General features: G+C 64.4%; 16 protein-coding genes. 11 read left to right on the top strand and 5 right to left on the bottom strand.

From position 1 onward, the window contains the following. The first annotated feature begins 177 nt into the window (after nucleotides 1–177). The 3 genes from serS to surE all read left to right on the top strand — a co-directional run bounded on the left by serS (nucleotide 178) and on the right by surE (nucleotide 2,865). Nucleotides 178–1,509 carry a serine--tRNA ligase gene (serS, locus tag X265_RS20230; protein WP_128966408.1) on the top strand — a complete coding sequence of 444 codons (1,332 nt, stop codon included), beginning with the start codon at nucleotides 178–180 and terminating at the stop codon, nucleotides 1,507–1,509. A 91-nt stretch (nucleotides 1,510–1,600) separates the two neighbouring features. Further along, on the top strand, nucleotides 1,601–1,963 hold the full coding sequence (locus tag X265_RS20225) for a hypothetical protein (RefSeq protein WP_128966407.1): 363 nt from the start codon (nucleotides 1,601–1,603) through the stop codon (nucleotides 1,961–1,963). A gap of 134 nt (nucleotides 1,964–2,097) precedes the next feature. Beyond that, nucleotides 2,098–2,865: a 5'/3'-nucleotidase SurE gene (surE, locus tag X265_RS20220; RefSeq protein WP_128966406.1), complete on the top strand. Its 768-nt coding sequence runs from the start codon at nucleotides 2,098–2,100 to the stop codon at nucleotides 2,863–2,865. A 3-nt stretch (nucleotides 2,866–2,868) separates the two neighbouring features. On the opposite strand, the gene X265_RS20215 is transcribed toward surE, so the two are convergent. After that, nucleotides 2,869–3,240, bottom strand: coding sequence for a response regulator (locus X265_RS20215; RefSeq protein WP_128966405.1), 372 nt, complete (start codon nucleotides 3,238–3,240; stop codon nucleotides 2,869–2,871). A gap of 206 nt (nucleotides 3,241–3,446) precedes the next feature. Here X265_RS20215 and X265_RS20210 point away from each other — a divergent pair, with 206 nt between their 5' ends. Both X265_RS20210 and X265_RS20205 read left to right on the top strand, forming a co-directional pair. Continuing rightward, nucleotides 3,447–4,097: a protein-L-isoaspartate(D-aspartate) O-methyltransferase gene (locus X265_RS20210; RefSeq protein WP_128966404.1), complete on the top strand. Its 651-nt coding sequence runs from the start codon at nucleotides 3,447–3,449 to the stop codon at nucleotides 4,095–4,097. Nucleotides 4,098–4,206: 109 nt separating this feature from the next. After that, the gene (locus X265_RS20205; RefSeq protein WP_128966403.1) at nucleotides 4,207–5,571 is read left to right on the top strand and encodes a LysM peptidoglycan-binding domain-containing M23 family metallopeptidase; all 1,365 of its coding nucleotides are present in this window, start codon (nucleotides 4,207–4,209) and stop codon (nucleotides 5,569–5,571) included. A 94-nt stretch (nucleotides 5,572–5,665) separates the two neighbouring features. On the opposite strand, the gene X265_RS20200 is transcribed toward X265_RS20205, so the two are convergent. Continuing rightward, nucleotides 5,666–6,670, bottom strand: a complete 1,005-nt coding sequence (locus tag X265_RS20200) for an ATP-binding protein (protein ID WP_128966402.1) — start codon at nucleotides 6,668–6,670, stop codon at nucleotides 5,666–5,668. 179 nt (nucleotides 6,671–6,849) lie between these two features. Between X265_RS20200 and yajC the strand changes: the two genes are divergently transcribed. From yajC to X265_RS20170, 6 genes are read left to right on the top strand one after another with little or no spacing between them, the layout of a single operon-like run. After that, entirely contained in the window at nucleotides 6,850–7,218 is a 369-nt protein-coding gene (gene yajC / locus X265_RS20195) for a preprotein translocase subunit YajC (protein WP_092229337.1), read from the top strand. Between the two features lie 49 nt (nucleotides 7,219–7,267). Continuing rightward, nucleotides 7,268–8,866 (top strand): protein translocase subunit SecD, encoded by a 1,599-nt coding sequence (secD, locus tag X265_RS20190; RefSeq protein ID WP_128966401.1) that lies wholly within the window; start codon nucleotides 7,268–7,270, stop codon nucleotides 8,864–8,866. Nucleotides 8,867–8,882: 16 nt separating this feature from the next. After that, entirely contained in the window at nucleotides 8,883–9,908 is a 1,026-nt protein-coding gene (gene secF, locus X265_RS20185) for a protein translocase subunit SecF (protein WP_128966400.1), read from the top strand. A 60-nt stretch (nucleotides 9,909–9,968) separates the two neighbouring features. After that, nucleotides 9,969–10,352, top strand: a complete 384-nt coding sequence (locus X265_RS20180) for an Mth938-like domain-containing protein (RefSeq protein ID WP_128966399.1) — start codon at nucleotides 9,969–9,971, stop codon at nucleotides 10,350–10,352. After that, nucleotides 10,349–11,212 (top strand): phytoene/squalene synthase family protein, encoded by an 864-nt coding sequence (locus X265_RS20175; RefSeq protein WP_128966398.1) that lies wholly within the window; start codon nucleotides 10,349–10,351, stop codon nucleotides 11,210–11,212. The genes X265_RS20180 and X265_RS20175 overlap by 4 nt, the downstream gene beginning before the upstream one ends. A 45-nt stretch (nucleotides 11,213–11,257) precedes the next feature. Then, nucleotides 11,258–12,502, top strand: coding sequence for a threonine ammonia-lyase (locus X265_RS20170; protein ID WP_128966397.1), 1,245 nt, complete (start codon nucleotides 11,258–11,260; stop codon nucleotides 12,500–12,502). Nucleotides 12,503–12,509: 7 nt separating this feature from the next. Here X265_RS20170 and X265_RS20165 read toward each other — a convergent pair whose 3' ends face one another. From X265_RS20165 to X265_RS20155, 3 genes are all read right to left on the bottom strand, one after another. After that, nucleotides 12,510–13,688, bottom strand: a complete 1,179-nt coding sequence (locus tag X265_RS20165) for an aminotransferase class V-fold PLP-dependent enzyme (RefSeq protein ID WP_128966396.1) — start codon at nucleotides 13,686–13,688, stop codon at nucleotides 12,510–12,512. Between the two features lie 77 nt (nucleotides 13,689–13,765). After that, nucleotides 13,766–14,347, bottom strand: coding sequence for a CAP domain-containing protein (locus tag X265_RS20160; protein ID WP_128966395.1), 582 nt, complete (start codon nucleotides 14,345–14,347; stop codon nucleotides 13,766–13,768). A 73-nt stretch (nucleotides 14,348–14,420) separates the two neighbouring features. Next, nucleotides 14,421–15,515, bottom strand: coding sequence for a serine/threonine protein kinase (locus X265_RS20155; protein ID WP_128966394.1), 1,095 nt, complete (start codon nucleotides 15,513–15,515; stop codon nucleotides 14,421–14,423). Nucleotides 15,516–15,521 lie beyond the last annotated feature (6 nt).

Here is a 15,521-nt window from a genome sequence, read left to right as displayed (position 1 = left end):
CGCGAAAGCGGCGACTCAAGTACGCCGCAGCTCCTCGGAGAATCACTGCCGCTTCTGGAATACTGGATCGCCCGCTTTCGCTGGCGATGACAGCTGTGCTAGGGGGAAGCGCGCGCGCCAATGTAAATTGACAACGTTCTCCGTTGTATGTTGACGCGGTGATTCAGGACCGCCGCCATGCACGACATCAAATCGATCCGCGACAATCCGCAAGTCTTCGACGCCGGCCTTGCCCGACGCGGCTTGGCGCCGCTGTCGGCATCGCTGCTCGCGATCGACGAGAGGCGGCGGGCGGCGATCCTGGCCTCGGAGCAGGCGCAGGCGCGGCGCAATGCTGCGTCCAAGGAAATTGGTGACGCCAAGAAGGCAAAAGACGAGGCGCGCGCGGCCAAGCTGATGGCCGAGGTCGCCGAGCTCAAGACCACGATGCCGGAGCTCGAGGCCGCTGCGAAGGCGGCCGACGAGGAGCTGACGAGGGAGCTCTCCGCGATCCCGAACATCCCGTTCGATGAAGTGCCCGATGGTGTCGACGAGCACGGTAACGTCCAGCACCACGTGTTCGGTGCCAGGCGCAATTACGGCTTCGCGCCGAAGCTGCACGACGATCTCGGCACCGCGCTCGGCTACATGGATTTCGAGGCCGCGGCGAAGCTTTCCGGTGCGCGCTTTGTCGTCCTGAAGAAGGGGCTCGCGCGTCTCGAACGCGCGATCGGTCAATTCATGCTGGACCTGCATACCACCGAACACGGCTATACCGAGATCAACCCGCCGCTGCTCGTGCGCAACGAGGTGATGTTCGGGACCGGGCAGTTGCCGAAATTCGAGGACGATCAGTTCTGGGCCATCAAGGGCGAGCTGCTGGCCGCGCCCGATCATGAGCGGCTGAAGACCGAACGCCTCGGCCTGATCCCGACCGCGGAAGTGTCGCTCACCAATCTCGCGCGTGAATCCATTCTCGACGAGAAGCAACTCCCCATGCGTCTCACCGCGCTGACGCCGTGCTTCCGCGCCGAGGCGGGCGCGGCGGGACGCGATACCCGCGGCATGATCCGCCAGCACCAGTTCACCAAGGTCGAACTGGTCTCGATCACCACGCCCGAAACCAGCAGGGATGAACTCGAGCGGATGCTGTCCTGCGCCGAGCAGGTGCTGCAGAAGCTCGACCTGCATTATCGCGTGATGACGCTCTGCGCAGGGGATATGGGTTTCTCGTCGCAAAAAACCTATGACATCGAGGTGTGGATGCCTGGGCAAGGCGAGGGCGGCATGTTCCGCGAGATATCGAGCTGCTCGGTCTGCGGCGACTTCCAGGCGCGGCGCATGGATGCGCGCTCGCGCGGCCCGGATGGCAAGCCGCGCTTCGTGCACACGTTGAATGGCTCGGGCACGGCCGTCGGCCGCGCGCTGATCGCCGTGATGGAGACCTATCAACAGGAGGACGGCTCGATCGCTGTCCCCAGCGTGCTGCAGCCCTATATGGGTGGGCTGAAGGTGATCGCACGCGAGTAGGGCGGTTGCCGGCCTGAACGTCAAAACGTTTGGTTGCGAAGATCGGACGGCCGGCTATCCTGCCGATCTCCGACAACGCTGACCTCTGTTCATGGCCTTGCACCGCGACATCTTCTGGATCGGCAGACAATGGGCGGTGACGGGTGCCGGGATCCAGGCCGTGGATCAGCGCCTGCGTGGCGTGCTGGACATCGAGGTCGCCCGACTCTGGGACGATGATCTCGTGGGGAGTCGGCGGGCAAAGCCGGGTGTGAATGCCGCGGATTTCGACAAGGCGCTTGCGGTAGCGCGCGAACGCTTTCCGCAAGCATCCGCGCTGGACCCGATGGTTGCTCATCTGGAGGCGCTCGGAGTGGTCGACACACCCGCCGTCAGCTCCGTCGTGCCGGAGATGAAGCTGTATGCGGAGGGGCGGCTCGCGCGATTCCTGCCGCAATGGCGTATCCGCCGCTAGGGCGGAATGGGCTCGATTGTTGCGTTGCGGCAATGGGCGGGGATCGCGGGTGAGATCTGCGTCGAAGCCGGTTTGCCTGATCGGTCCCAGCCGGATAAGACGGCCTGACCTCGTTTCAGGAATCGACCACCGGCATGCGCATTCTCTGCACCAATGACGACGGCATCCACGCTCCCGGCCTCAAGGTCGTTGAGGAGATCGCACGCGCGCTGTCCGACGATGTGTGGGTGGTGGCGCCCGAGCTCGATCAGTCCGGCGTGTCTCATTCGCTGTCGCTGAACGATCCGCTGCGACTGCGCGAAGTTGGCCCACGGCACTTTGCGGTGCGCGGCACGCCGACCGACTGCGTGATCATGGGCGCGCGCCACATCCTCGGTGCCGAGCTGCCCGACGTCGTGCTCTCCGGCGTGAACAAAGGTCGCAACGTCGCCGAGGACGTGGTCTATTCCGGCACCATCGCCGGCGCGCTCGAAGGCACCATTCTGGGCATACCTTCATTCGCGCTGTCTCAGGAATTCAGCGTCGAAACCCGCGAGCGGCCACCGTGGGACACCGCGCGCAAGTTCGGCCCCGACATCCTGCGCAAGGTGATCAAGGCCGGGATCCCGAAGGATACCGTCATCAACGTCAACTTCCCGTCCTGCGCGCCGGAGGACGTGCTCGGCATTCGCGTGACCCGACAGGGCAAGCGCAATCTCGGTTTCTTGCGGATCGACGAACGCAGGGACGGCCGCAACAATCCCTATTTCTGGATCGGCTTCGAGCGCGCGGCGATGATGGACACGCCGGCGGACGGCACCGATCTCGCAGCGTTGCGCGAGCGCTACGTCTCGGTCACGCCGCTCCGCCTCGACCGCACCAATGAAGCGTTTTCCGAAGAGCTGAGCGCGACGCTCAAGTAGAGGCTAATCGTTGCGAAGCGCGGCTTCGATGGTCTTGCCGAGCGCGTCGAGCTGAAATGGCTTCTGAAGGGCGGGCCGATCACGATATTGCTCGGGCAGGCCCGACGAGCCGTAGCCGGTTGCGAAGATAAAGGGACAGCCCTTGGCCTTGATGACGTCGGCGACCGGGGAAATGACCTTCCCGTTGACGTTGACGTCGAGAATGGCGATGTCGAACTCCGTGGCCTGGGCGAGCCGCATTGCCTCGGAAATGTCTCCCGCTTCGGCCGCGACCTTGTAGCCAAGCTCCTCCAGCATATCCGCAACCATCATGCGGATCATCACCTCGTCCTCGACGAGGAATACAGAGCGGCCGGAAAGCCCTGTCGCGGTCATTGTCGTTGAGTCCTTGCCCATTCGCGAAAACGTTCGCAGATAACACGAATCGAAGCAATGCGCGTTTCGGCCAACCGACACTTGAAAACGCCGCGGTGGCCCCTCCGCTGCAAGTCAATTTGTGGTCAAATGCCAAGTCGTAAGGCTATCATGGGTTCCTGAACGGGAACAAGATTCCGGTTCCGGACGAGACAACATAAGCAGCGATGACCTCCAACCAGCCTCCGCCGGAAAAGATGATGTTTCAGCTCACGCTGAGGCGTCGCGGCATCAGTGACCAGACCGTGTTGCGGACCATGGAGGAGGTGCCGCGTGAGCTGTTCGTCGAGGCCTCTGATCGGGATGGCGCCTATCGTGACAGCGCACTGCCGATCGCCTGCGGGCAGACGATCAGTCAGCCCTTCGTCGTCGCCTATATGACCGAGCAGCTCCAGCTCCAGAAGCAACACCGCGTGCTCGAGATCGGCACCGGCTCCGGCTATCAGGCCGCCGTGCTGTCGCGCCTCGCGGGGCAGGTGTTGACGGTCGAGCGCTATCGCAAGCTAGCTGACGACGCACGCGCCAGGCTTGAAAAGCTGAATTGTCACAATGTCGAGGTGATGCTCGGCGACGGTCTCAATTTGCCGTCGAATATCGGTCCGTTCGACCGCATCATCGTTACCGCCGCGGTTGAGCAGATTCCGGAGAACCTGATCGAGCGGCTCGACATCGGCGGCATCCTGATCGCGCCGGTCGGCCCTCATCAGGGCGTGCAGACGCTGACGCGCCTCAGCCGGACCGAATCCGGCATCGAACGCAAGGAACTCGTCGAGGTCCGCTTCGTGCCGGCGCTGCCCGGAGTGGCGCGTGAGCTGTAGAATTCCGGATTGGTTGCACATCCAACATCTTATTGGGAGGGTTAAGCCGTTATTTACTCGACGCGTGTTTACTTAAAACACCAGTTCTGTTGCGTACGAGTGAGTAACCATGTCTGTTGTCGCCGAGTTGCTTTACTCGCGCCGCGTACCGCAGGTCGCGGTGCTGGCGCTGATTTCCTTCAGCTTCGCAGGGTGCAGTGCCGACATGTCGTCGCGGCTGTCCCAGTCGAACTTCTCCAATCCCTTCTCTGAATCGACCGGTTCGGTGCAGCAGGCTCCGCCGCCGCAGCGTGAGCTGCCGCAGTATGCGCGGCCGCAGACTCAGCCCGGCTATTACCAATCCCAGCCCTTGCCGCCAGCGGTTGCCGCACCGCAATCCTATCCCGTCGCCGCGGGTGGGGGCGTCTCGGGAGGCGGGCGTGGCCTCGGCTCCTACACGCCGCCGGCCCAGCCGCATCTTGAGGCCACCGGCACCGTGCCGCCGCGTTCGGTTGCGGCAGCCCAACCGGCCGGGGGGACCAAGATCATCGTCGGCACCAGCGACACGCTCGACGTGCTCGCCAAGCGCTATCACGTCACGCCGCAGGCGATCATGGCCGCCAACGGTTACAAAGGCCCGCGTGCGCTGTCGCCTGGCCAACAACTGATCATCCCGCATCCGGGTGCACCTGCTGCAGTCGCCGCTGCCCCCGCAGTGGCGCCGAAGGCGGTTGCTGCGGCAGCCGCACCGTCGAGCTTCCACTTCGTCAATCACGGCGACACGCTCGCCAGCATCGCGCGGAAGAACCATATCTCCGCGGCCGAGCTCGCCCGCGCCAATGGTCTCGAGCCGTCGGCGAAGCTCAGGCTCGGTACCAAGCTGACCGTGCCGGGCGCCAAGACCGCGGCAGTTGCGGCTCCGCTTGCTCCGGCGCCCGTCACGGCGGCCCCCGTGGCGGCCGCGCTACAGCCGGTTGCGGCAACTCCAGTCCCTGCCACCAAGGTGGCTGCCGTCGCCGGGCCTGCGCAGAGCGCGCGCCTGGCCCAGGCAACCACCAATATCGAAGAGAAGCCAGCCGAGGCGCCGGCGAAGGCGGCAGAGACCACAAGCTCGCTGCCGACCTTCCGCTGGCCGGTGCGCGGCAAGGTGATCACGAGCTACGGCGCCAAGACCAACGGCAAGTCCAATGACGGCATCAACGTCGCGGTGCCCGAGGGGACGCCGATCAAGGCGGCGGAAGACGGTGTCGTTGCCTATTCCGGCAACGAGCTGAAGGGGTACGGCAATCTGGTCCTGGTTCGGCACTCCAACGGCTACGTCACCGCATATGCCCATGCGAGTGAGCTGCTGGTGAAGCGCGGCGATTCGATTAAGCGCGGTCAGGTCATTGCCAAGTCGGGTCAATCCGGGGAGGTGGCGTCGCCGCAGCTCCACTTCGAGATCCGTAAGGGATCGAGCCCGGTTGACCCGCTTCAATTCCTGAATGGGGCTTGAGGTTGACGTCGGGCCCCCGTTCTCTCTTCGTAACAACGCAGTTATCGCCCGCGAAAGCGGGCGATATTCGTTGTTCGCTGAGTTGCAGCTTCGGCTATTTCGCCGTCAGCTTCACACCTAGCCGGCCCGCCAGCTCCTGCACGAATTGCCAGGCCACACGGCCCGAGCGCGAGCCGCGCGTGGTCGACCATTCCAAGGCCTCGCGCTCCAGCGCCTCGTCGTCGATCTTGATGCCGAAATGGCCGCAATAGCCGCGCACCATGGCGAGATATTCGTCCTGGCTGCAACGGTGGAAGCCGAGCCAGAGGCCGAAGCGATCCGACAGCGAGACCTTTTCCTCGACGGCTTCGCCGGGATTGATCGCGGTCGAGCGTTCGTTCTCGATCATGTCGCGCGCCAGCAGATGGCGGCGGTTGGAGGTGGCATACAGGATGACGTTCTCGGGCCGGCCCTCGATGCCGCCCTCGAGCACGGCCTTGAGCGACTTGTAGGACGCGTCGTTGCCGTCGAAGGAGAGGTCGTCGATGAATACGATGAAGCGGAAGCTCGAATCGCGAAGCTTCTCCATCAGCATCGGCAGCGTTTCGATGTCCTCGCGATGTATCTCGATCAGCTTCAGTCTGTCGGCGGGTTTGCGGTCGGCGTTGATGCTGGCATGGGCTGCCTTCACCAGGGATGATTTGCCCATGCCGCGCGCGCCCCAGAGCAGGGCGTTGTTGGCCGGCAGGCCGCTTGCGAAGCGCTCGGTGTTCTCCATCAGGATGTCGCGCATCCGGTCGACGCCCTTCAGCAGGAACAGCTCGACGCGGCTGACCCGTGGCACCGCTGCGAGGCGGCCGTCCGGATGCCAGACATAGGCATCCGCCCGCTCGAACGACTCGCGTTCGACGGCCGGTTTGCCCTGGGCTGCGAGATGCGCCGCGATGGTCTCCAGTGCGCGGACGAGGCGCTCCTGGGACAGGTCGGGAGCCGCCTTGAGGGGAGCCTTCGAGACCGCCTTTTGGGCGGGCTTGGGGCGTTTTGCCGCGACCTGGGCGGACTTCCTGGCAGGGGTACGGGGGCCTTTGCCGGCCGGGCTTTTGCTAAGGTTTTTGGGCATGTCCGAAGTTCCTGAGAATGCAGCCTTATCGGGCCTGATGGCGCGCCGCAAGGTGGCCAAAAGGGCGGTCTGGCAGCGTTGCAATTGGGGCGGTGGTCGCTATAGTCCGCGCGAATTTGACCGAACCGGTCGCCGTCAAGGCCTGACCGGCTTCCCCCGTTTCCACGAGGATCGTCCGAATGCTGATTACCCCTGCGTATGCCCAGGCCGCGGGCGCCGGCGACACCAACAGCATGTTGATGTCGCTGCTGCCGTTCGCCCTGATCTTCGTGATCATGTACTTCCTGATTCTGCGCCCGCAGCAGAAGAAGGTGAAGGACCACGCCGAGCTCGTGAAGAACATCCGCCGCGGCGACACGGTCGTGACCTCGGGCGGCCTGGTCGGCAAGGTCACCAAGGTGGTCGACGACGACCAGATCGAGTTCGAGATCTCCGACGGTGTGCGCGTGCGCCAGATGCGGTCGATGATCTCGGGCGTGCGCGCCAAGGGCGAGCCGGCCAAGGACAGCGCGAAGGAAAGCGCCAAGGACGACGCCGCGGCGAAGTGAGCGCTTCTCCGCGAGTCTCTCGAATCTCCTGATCTGACAGGTCCAGTCGATGTTGTATTTCACGCGGTGGAAGGCGCTCGGGATCATCCTGACGGCGCTGATCGTGTGCCTCTGTGCGGTCCCGAACTTCTTCCCCGAGGCGCAGGTCAAGACCTGGCCCGCTTGGGCGCAGCGCCGGCTCGTGCTCGGCCTCGACTTGCAGGGCGGCTCGTCTCTGCAGCTTGAGGTCGACTCCAACTATGTGAAGAAGGAAAGACTCGACCAGATCCGCGACGACGTCCGGCGCGTGCTGCGCGAGGCCAGGATCGGTTACACTGGTATCGTAACCAAGGGCGATGCTGTCGAGGTGCGCATCAGGGACGCGGATGCCCAGCCGGCGCTCGCCAAGTTGCGTGAGCTGGCGCAGCCGATTGGCGGCCTGATGGGGTCCGGCGGCCAGCGCGACCTTGAAGTCGCCGATGCCGGTGGCGGATTGATCCGTCTCAGCATTCCCGAGGCGGCGATGATCGAGCGTTTGCGCAAGACCATCGAGCAGTCGATCCAGATCGTCGAGAAGCGTGTCAATGAACTCGGTACCGTCGAGCCCATCATCCAGCGCCAGGGTAACGACCGTATCCTGGTGCAGGTGCCGGGTTTGCAGGACCCCACCCATTTGAAGGAGCTGTTGGGCAAGACCGCGAAGATGGAATTCCGCATGGTCGATCCCTCGGTGCCGCTGGACCAGGCGCAGCAGGGCGGATTGCCCCCGGACACCGAATTCCTGCCGGCCGCTACGCCGCCGCCGCCCGGCTATGTGGTCAAAAAGCAGGTGCTGGTTGCGGGCAGCGATCTGACTGACGCCCAGGCGACCTTCGACCAGCGCACCAATGAGCCTGTCGTCAGCTTCAAGTTCAATAGCTCGGGCTCCCGCAAGTTCGCGCAGGCCACGCAGGAGAATGTCGGGGTGCCCTTCGCGATCATCCTCGACAACAAGGTGATCTCCGCGCCGGTCATTCGCGAGCCGATCACCGGCGGTCAGGGCCAGATCTCCGGCAGCTTCACCGTGCAGTCGGCCAACGACCTCGCGATCCTCTTGCGCGCCGGCGCGCTGCCTGCGCCGCTCACGGTGGTCGAGGAACGCACCGTCGGTCCGGGGCTCGGCCAGGACTCGATCGAGAAGGGCGAGCTCGCCGCCTATGTCGGCTCGATCATGGTCGTCGTGTTCATGCTGGTGACGTACCGGCTGTTCGGCGTGTTCGCCAATATCGCGGTGACCATCAACGTCGCGATGATTTTCGGCCTGTTATCGCTGCTCAGTGCCACGCTGACGCTCCCCGGCATCGCCGGCATCGTGCTCACCGTCGGCATCGCGGTCGACTCCAACGTGCTGATCTATGAGCGCATCCGCGAGGAGCTGCGCGGCGGGAGAAGCCCGATCTCGGCGATCGATGCAGGCTTCAAGCGGGCGCTTGCGACCATTCTCGATTCCAACATCACGACCTTCATTGCCGCCGCCGTCCTGTTCATGATCGGTACCGGACCGGTGCGCGGTTTCGCAGTCACGCTCGGCATCGGCATCATCACCACTGTGTTCACCGCCTTCACCATGACCCGACTGATCGTGGCCTGGTGGGTACAGTGGAAGCGGCCGAAGACTGTGCCGATTTGATCATTCGAGGCCGACTGTGACCACTACTCAAATCGTTCTCATTTCTCTCGGCGTCCTGATTGCAGTGCTGACCGTGGTCAGCGTGCTTGGCGTCCTGCCGTCGCTGCGCATCGTCCCGGACAATACGCATTTCGACTTCACGCGCTTCCGCCGCATCAGCTTTCCGATCTCGGCCGCGCTGTCGATCGTCGCCATCACGCTGTTCTTCACCCACGGCCTGAACTTCGGCATCGACTTCAAGGGTGGCACCTTGATGGAGGTGCGGGCCAAGTCGGGCACCGCCGATCTTGCGCAGATGCGCACGACCCTTGGCAGCCTCGGCTTGGGCGAAGTCCAGCTGCAGCAATTCGGCAGTGCCGCCGACGTGCTGCTACGTGTTGCCGAGCAGCCGGGCGGCGACAAGGCGCAGCAGGAAGCCGTGGACAAGGTTCGCGGTGCCCTCGGCGAGTCCGTGGAGTATCGCCGCGTCGAGGTGGTGGGCCCACGCGTCTCCGGCGAACTGCTGGGCTGGGGCATGGCCGGCCTGATGCTGGCGATCGTTGCGATCCTGGTCTACCTCTGGTTCCGGTTCGAATGGCAGTTCGCGCTCGGCGCCATGATCGCCAACGTGCACGACATCGTGCTGACCATCGGCTTCATGTCGATCAGCCAGGTCGATTTCGACCTGACCAGCATCGCGGCGCTTCTGACCATTCTGGGCTATTCGCTCAACGACACCGTTGTCATCTATGACCGCATCCGTGAAATGCTGCGGCGCTACAAGAAGATGCCGATGCCGCAGCTGCTCAACGAGTCCATCAACTCGACGCTGTCGCGCTCGATCATCACCCACTTGACGGTGACGCTTGCGTTGCTGGCGCTATTGCTGTTCGGCGGTCATGCCATCCACAGCTTCACGGCCGTCATGATGTTCGGCGTGGTGCTGGTCGGCACCTACACTTCGATCTTCATCGCGGCGCCGATCCTGATCTATCTCGGTGTCGGCGAGCATCGCGAAGATGCGAAGGAAGAGGCTACGCCGGCGAAGAAAAGCAAGGCATGATCCGAACCGCATGCCCTCGCAGGAGTTTGCGAGGGTAGCAGGCTCATTCGGATGGAGCTCATGGCCGGCAATCCCAACGCTCCCCATTTCCCGCGCTCGGCGCCGATCGAGGCCTATGGCAAAGGCGGCTTCGCGTTTGCCGGCATGTCGCACCGGGGCTCGCTGCTGTGTCTGCCCGATGCGATCTGGGCTTGGGATGTGACGGATCCGGCAAAGATCGATCGCTATTCCCTGGAGCGGGTTTTTGCGGCCGCCAACAGCATCGACACGCTGCTGGTCGGGACCGGAACTGACGTCTGGCTGCCGCCGCCCGAGCTGCGTCAGGCGCTCAAGGCGGTGAGGGTGGTGCTGGACACCATGCAGACCGGCCCCGCCGTGCGCACCTACAACATCATGATCGGCGAACGACGGCGCGTTGCGGCTGCGCTGATTGCCGTGCCATGAGCGGCGCTGCGACGCCGCCCGACGCCACGACATTCTGCGCTGACCTCGTGCGCAGCCACGACTTTCCGCGCTATGTCGCGACCCTGTTCGTCCCCGCTGCCGAGCGCCGCGCGCTGCTGGCGCTCTACGCCTTCAATGTCGAGATCGTCCGCGTCCGCGATCAGGTGAGCCAGCCCTTGCCGGGCGAGATTCGTTTTCAGTGGTGGACCGATCTGTTCTCGGGCGTCGTCCACGGCAGCGCTGAGGGCAATCCGGTGGCGGCAGAGCTCCTGCGCGCGATCCGCGATTTTGACCTGCCGGTCGAGCCGTTGTCTCTGCTGGTCGACGAGCATCAGTTCGATCTCTACAACGACCCGATGCCGACCATGGCCGCGCTGGAAGGCTATCTGGCCGCCACCTCTTCGGCGCTGTTCGCGCTCGCGGCGCGGATCATGGGTGATGCTTCGGATGCGGCCGAACACTTGGCGCGGCACACCGGGCTGGCGCAAGGCATCGCCCAGGTGATTGCCAACCTGCCGCGGGACTCGTCCCACCGGCAGTTGTTCCTGCCGCAGCAGGTCTTGGCCAGCCATGGCTGCACCATGGAGGATGTGTTCGCGGGCAAGGAGACGCCCAATCTCCACGCCGTGCTGAACCAGCTTATCGCCGAAGCCCGGCAGCATCTGGCGACAGCCTTGTCGCTGCTGTCGCAGGTGCCGCCGTCCGTGCGGCCGGCGTTCCTGCCGTTGAGCCAGACGCGGGCTGATCTCGATCGGCTGTCGCATCGGGGGCGCAATCCCTTTGCATTGCAGCCGCCGTCGCGGCTGCGCACGCTGTGGACGCTGTGGCGGGCTTCACGATCGCGGGAATTTACCAAATAGCGGCTGGCTTATCGCCCGGGCCGCGCAAATGCTCTATGCTGTCCCATGGCTGAGATATCCCCAACCGCAATCCCCGATCTGAGCGGCCTTCCGGTCGCATCCGGTGACATTGATGCAGCCGCCGAGATCATCCGCGGTGCTGTTGTCGAGACGCCCTGTAGCTACAGCCGGACCCTAAGCAATATTTGCGGCTGTGACCTCTGGCTCAAATTCGAAAACCTCCAGTTTACATCCTCATTCAAGGAGCGCGGGGCGCTGAACCGGCTCACCGCGCTGACTCCGGAGGAGCGCACGCGCGGCGTGATCGCCATGTCCGCGGGCAATCACGCGCAGGGCGTCGCCTATCATGCCAAGCGCCTCGGCATTCCCGCCACCATCGTGATGCCCGTGGGCACGCCAATGGTGAAAGTCGAGAACACCAGGCATCATGGAGCCGAGGTGATCGTGACTGGCGCAACGCTGGAGGAGGCGGCCGCGTTTGCGCGGAGTCATGGCGAATCTCGCGGCATGATCTTCGTCCATCCCTATGACGATCCGCTGGTCATTGCGGGACAGGGGACGGTCGGGCTGGAGATCCTCAAGGCGGTGCCGGAGCTCGATACGCTGGTGGTTCCGATCGGCGGCGGCGGCCTGATCAGCGGCATTGCCATTGCCGCGAAATCGATCAAGCCGTCGCTGCGGATCCTCGGCGTGGAGGCCTGGCTCTACCCCTCGATGTACAATGCCATCCATGACGGCAATCTGCCGGCGCGTGGCGACACGCTCGCCGAAGGCATCGCTGTCAAATCCCCGGGCAAGATCACCACGGAAATCGTCCGCCGCCTCGTCGACGACATTGCGCTCGTCAACGAAGCCGAGCTTGAGCGCGCGGTTTCAACCTTGATCTCGATCGAGAAGACGGTGGTAGAGGGGGCGGGCGCGGCAGGTCTTGCGGCGATCATGTCCGATCCTTCGCGCTTTGCCGGCGAGAAGGTCGGTCTGGTCCTGAGCGGCGGCAACATCGACACCAGGCTGATCGCTTCGGTGCTGACACGCGAGCTCGCGCGCAAGGGGCGGCTGACGCAGCTCTCGCTCGACATTCCTGACAGACCCGGCCAGTTGGCCGCGGTCGCGGCGCTGCTGGCGGAAGCCGGCGCCAACATCATCGAGGTCTCGCATCAGCGGACCTTCTCGGACTTGCCGGCGAAGGCGACGTTGTTGCAGCTCGTCATCGAGACCCGCGACAGCGCCCATCTCGACGAGGTCATGGCCAAGCTCGGCGCGTCGGGATTGAGCGCGCGCTGCACCTGAAGCCGCGCTAACGCCGCGCCAGACCCGCGATATGGGCGATCAGCCGATCGATCTCGGCTTCCGTGTTGTAGTAGTGCGGCGACGCCCGCACGATTACCGGCAGCGCACGGACTTCGGCGTCGATCCGCGTGCTCGACGGATGTGATGCGCCAATGGTGATGCCGGCCGTAGCGGCGCCGCTGACGACCGTGTCGGCCTCGTAGCCAGCCACCGTGAAGCTGACGATCGCGCCTGGCGTGCGGCCGAGATCGCGAATGGTGACCCCACCGATAGCCGCAAGGCCAGTGCGAAGGCGACCCGCCAGCAGGCGGCAGCGCTGCTCGATCGGGCCGAGGCCGATCGCGAGGGCATAGTCGACAGCGGCGCCCAAGCCGAGCCGGGCCGCGTAATTGTTCTCCCAGGTCTCGAAGCGGCGGGCGTCATCGCGGAGCTGATAGCGGTCCCGCGAGACCCAGGGCGCCGCAAAATGGTCGATCATCGGCGGCTCGAGCTGCTGCAGCAGCGCCTTGCGGACGTAGAGGAAGCCGGTGCCGCGCGGACCTCTGAGGAATTTGCGGCCTGTGGCCGACAGCATGTCGCAGCCAATCGCTTCGACGTCGACCTGCATGTGGCCGACCGCCTGGCATGCATCGAGCAAATAGGGAATGCCGTATGCGCGGGCGATTTTGCCGACAGCAGCTGCGGGATTGACCAGCCCGCCATTGGTCGGCACCCAGGTGATCGCGATCAGCTTCACGTGGTCGTCGATCATCCGCTCGAGCGCGGCGACGTCGAGCTCGCCGCTGGCGTCGCTCGGCACGATCTCGATGACCGCGCCTGTGCGCCTGGCGACCTGAAGAAACGCGACATAATTGGCGGCGTATTCCGCCTCGGCCGTCAGGATCCGGTCGCCGGGGAGAAACGGCAGAGCGTAGAAGGCCATTTGCCATGCAACTGTGGCGTTCTCGGTAAGCGCGATTTCTTCCGCCGCGGCGTTCAGCAGCCGCGCCACCGAGCCGTAGATCGCGTCAAGCCGATCGGACACACGATCGGCAGCGGCATAGCCTCCGATTTCGGCCTCCAGATCGATATGCTGCTTCACTGCGCCGACAACGGCCGTCGGCATGAGGGCCGCGCCGGCGTTGTGGAGATAGGCGAGCCGGGAGACGGCAGGCGTGTCGGCGCGGATTTGGTCGATATCGATCAAGTGCGCTTCTCCCTCTCGCGATCCTGGTATGGATTAGACGCGCCGAACAAGGCGAGCAAGCGCCGAACAGTCCCACTCTAGATACAGAGGCCGAGCAGCTTGACGTGGCAATTGGCGGCTTTGGGCCTGCTGGCAGGCGTGACCTCGCGTTTCACGGCGACCACCGGCTCGCTGTCCTTCTTGCCTTTGCCCTTGCCCGGCTTCGGCTCGTAATCGCCGGCGATCACCATGGCCCAATAGGTGCGCTTGCCGCTGGCGTTCTTCGCGCTCGCGATGCCGACGCGCGAGGCATTGTGCAGCAGCAGGTTCTTGCGGTGCCCGGAGGAGTCGATCCACTGTCCCAGCGTCTTCTCGAAATTGTCGTAGCCGTAGGCAATGTTCTCGGCGGCGCGGCCTGCGCCTGACGGTGCGACGCGCTTGTTGAACGGGCCGAGCGCGTCGTGGCTGAGATCGTCCTTTGCCGCCATCGCGCGGGCTTGGTCCATCGCGATGCGATCGAGGGTTGCGTCGCGCACGACGCGACCCTCACCATGCTTGAGGCGGAAGCTCGAGATCTGTTCGGCTGGGAAGTCCGCGGCCATCACAGGCGTGGCTCCCAGCAGCAGGACAGGCGCAATCAGCAAGGCCACCCGGCGCCCCATGGTCCCCCAGCGAGTCATTGATCCCCAAATCATGTGATTCCGGCTTCTCCACCGGCATTGTGGACGCTTCAAGGCGCAGCGTACCCGCGGTCTAACCGGTGGGCAGGTCCGCCTCGAAGTTGAAGCGATCGCGCAGGTTCTTGCGTTGCTCAAGGATGTCCTTGAGGAAGGCGCGGTCCTGGTCGTTCTTCATCATCGGCTCGATCAGGTCGAGCTGGTTCATGGCGACCAGTTGCAGGATCTCGGTACGCGGCTTGCCGCTGGGATCGCGCGGCAAGGCGTGGACGACCTGGATGTGTTCCGGTGGCTTTGGGCCCTTGGCTGCGGTGAGCTCATTGCGAAGCCGGCCTTCGAGGGCGGCCTGATCCGCTTCCACGAAGGCATAAAGTCCGACGCCCGAGCGGCGATCGGCAAAGGCAACGATGGCGGTATCGCGCACGGCGGGATTGTTGCGGATCAGCGCGGCCAGCACCGGCGCGTCGTTGACGAGGCGACGGCCTCCACCCTCGCGGTCGGTGAAATTGAACAGGCCGCGGGTGATTGCCCGGTAGACCTTCTTGCCGGTGACAAGCCACAGGCTTGCGGCGAATGATTTCCGCGCCAGGATTTTTCGCTCGCGCGGAGTCAGCGCCTCAGGTGCGTAGGAGCGCTTGTGCTTGAGAAGATGCCGGAGGTCTTCGTAAGCGAAGATGCGATAAAGCCGGCCACGCCGGACGAAGCAGGCTGCGAGCTGGAAATCGGTCACATAAGCCCGGCCATCGCGGCCGACCAACCAGTTCTGTTCCTTGGCGAGGTCGTTGTGGCAGATGCCGGCGCGACGCAACCGGCGGAGCGCCGCCTTGGCCGAGCGGAAGTAGGCGAGGTCGCCATGGGGCTTTGCCAGGTGCAGGGCAACGCCGTCGACGAAGCCACGCACCAGCGCGCGATGTCCGGCCCACAGCAGCTCAGGGCCGACATTGAGACCCTTTGCAAGGGCGAGCGCGTGCTTCTCGCGTGCGAACAGATGGCGCGCCAACAGGAACGACCACCATGGCACCTCGTCGAGTCGGCGCAGTACCGCATCGACTTCGCCGCCATCCGTGCGGAAGCGGCCGCGCTCGACGGTCGAGAACACGTCGCGCTTGAGCAGCACGCCCTCGGTCCAGCGCGCCGAGAGCTCAGCAGCGTCGTCTTTCGGGAGATTCATCGGTAT

The sequence above is a fragment of the Bradyrhizobium guangdongense genome (genome assembly GCF_004114975.1).
GTDB lineage: Bacteria > Pseudomonadota > Alphaproteobacteria > Rhizobiales > Xanthobacteraceae > Bradyrhizobium > Bradyrhizobium guangdongense.
Note: the sequence above shows the minus strand (reverse complement) of the source record. Positions and strands in the feature narration are given on the sequence as shown.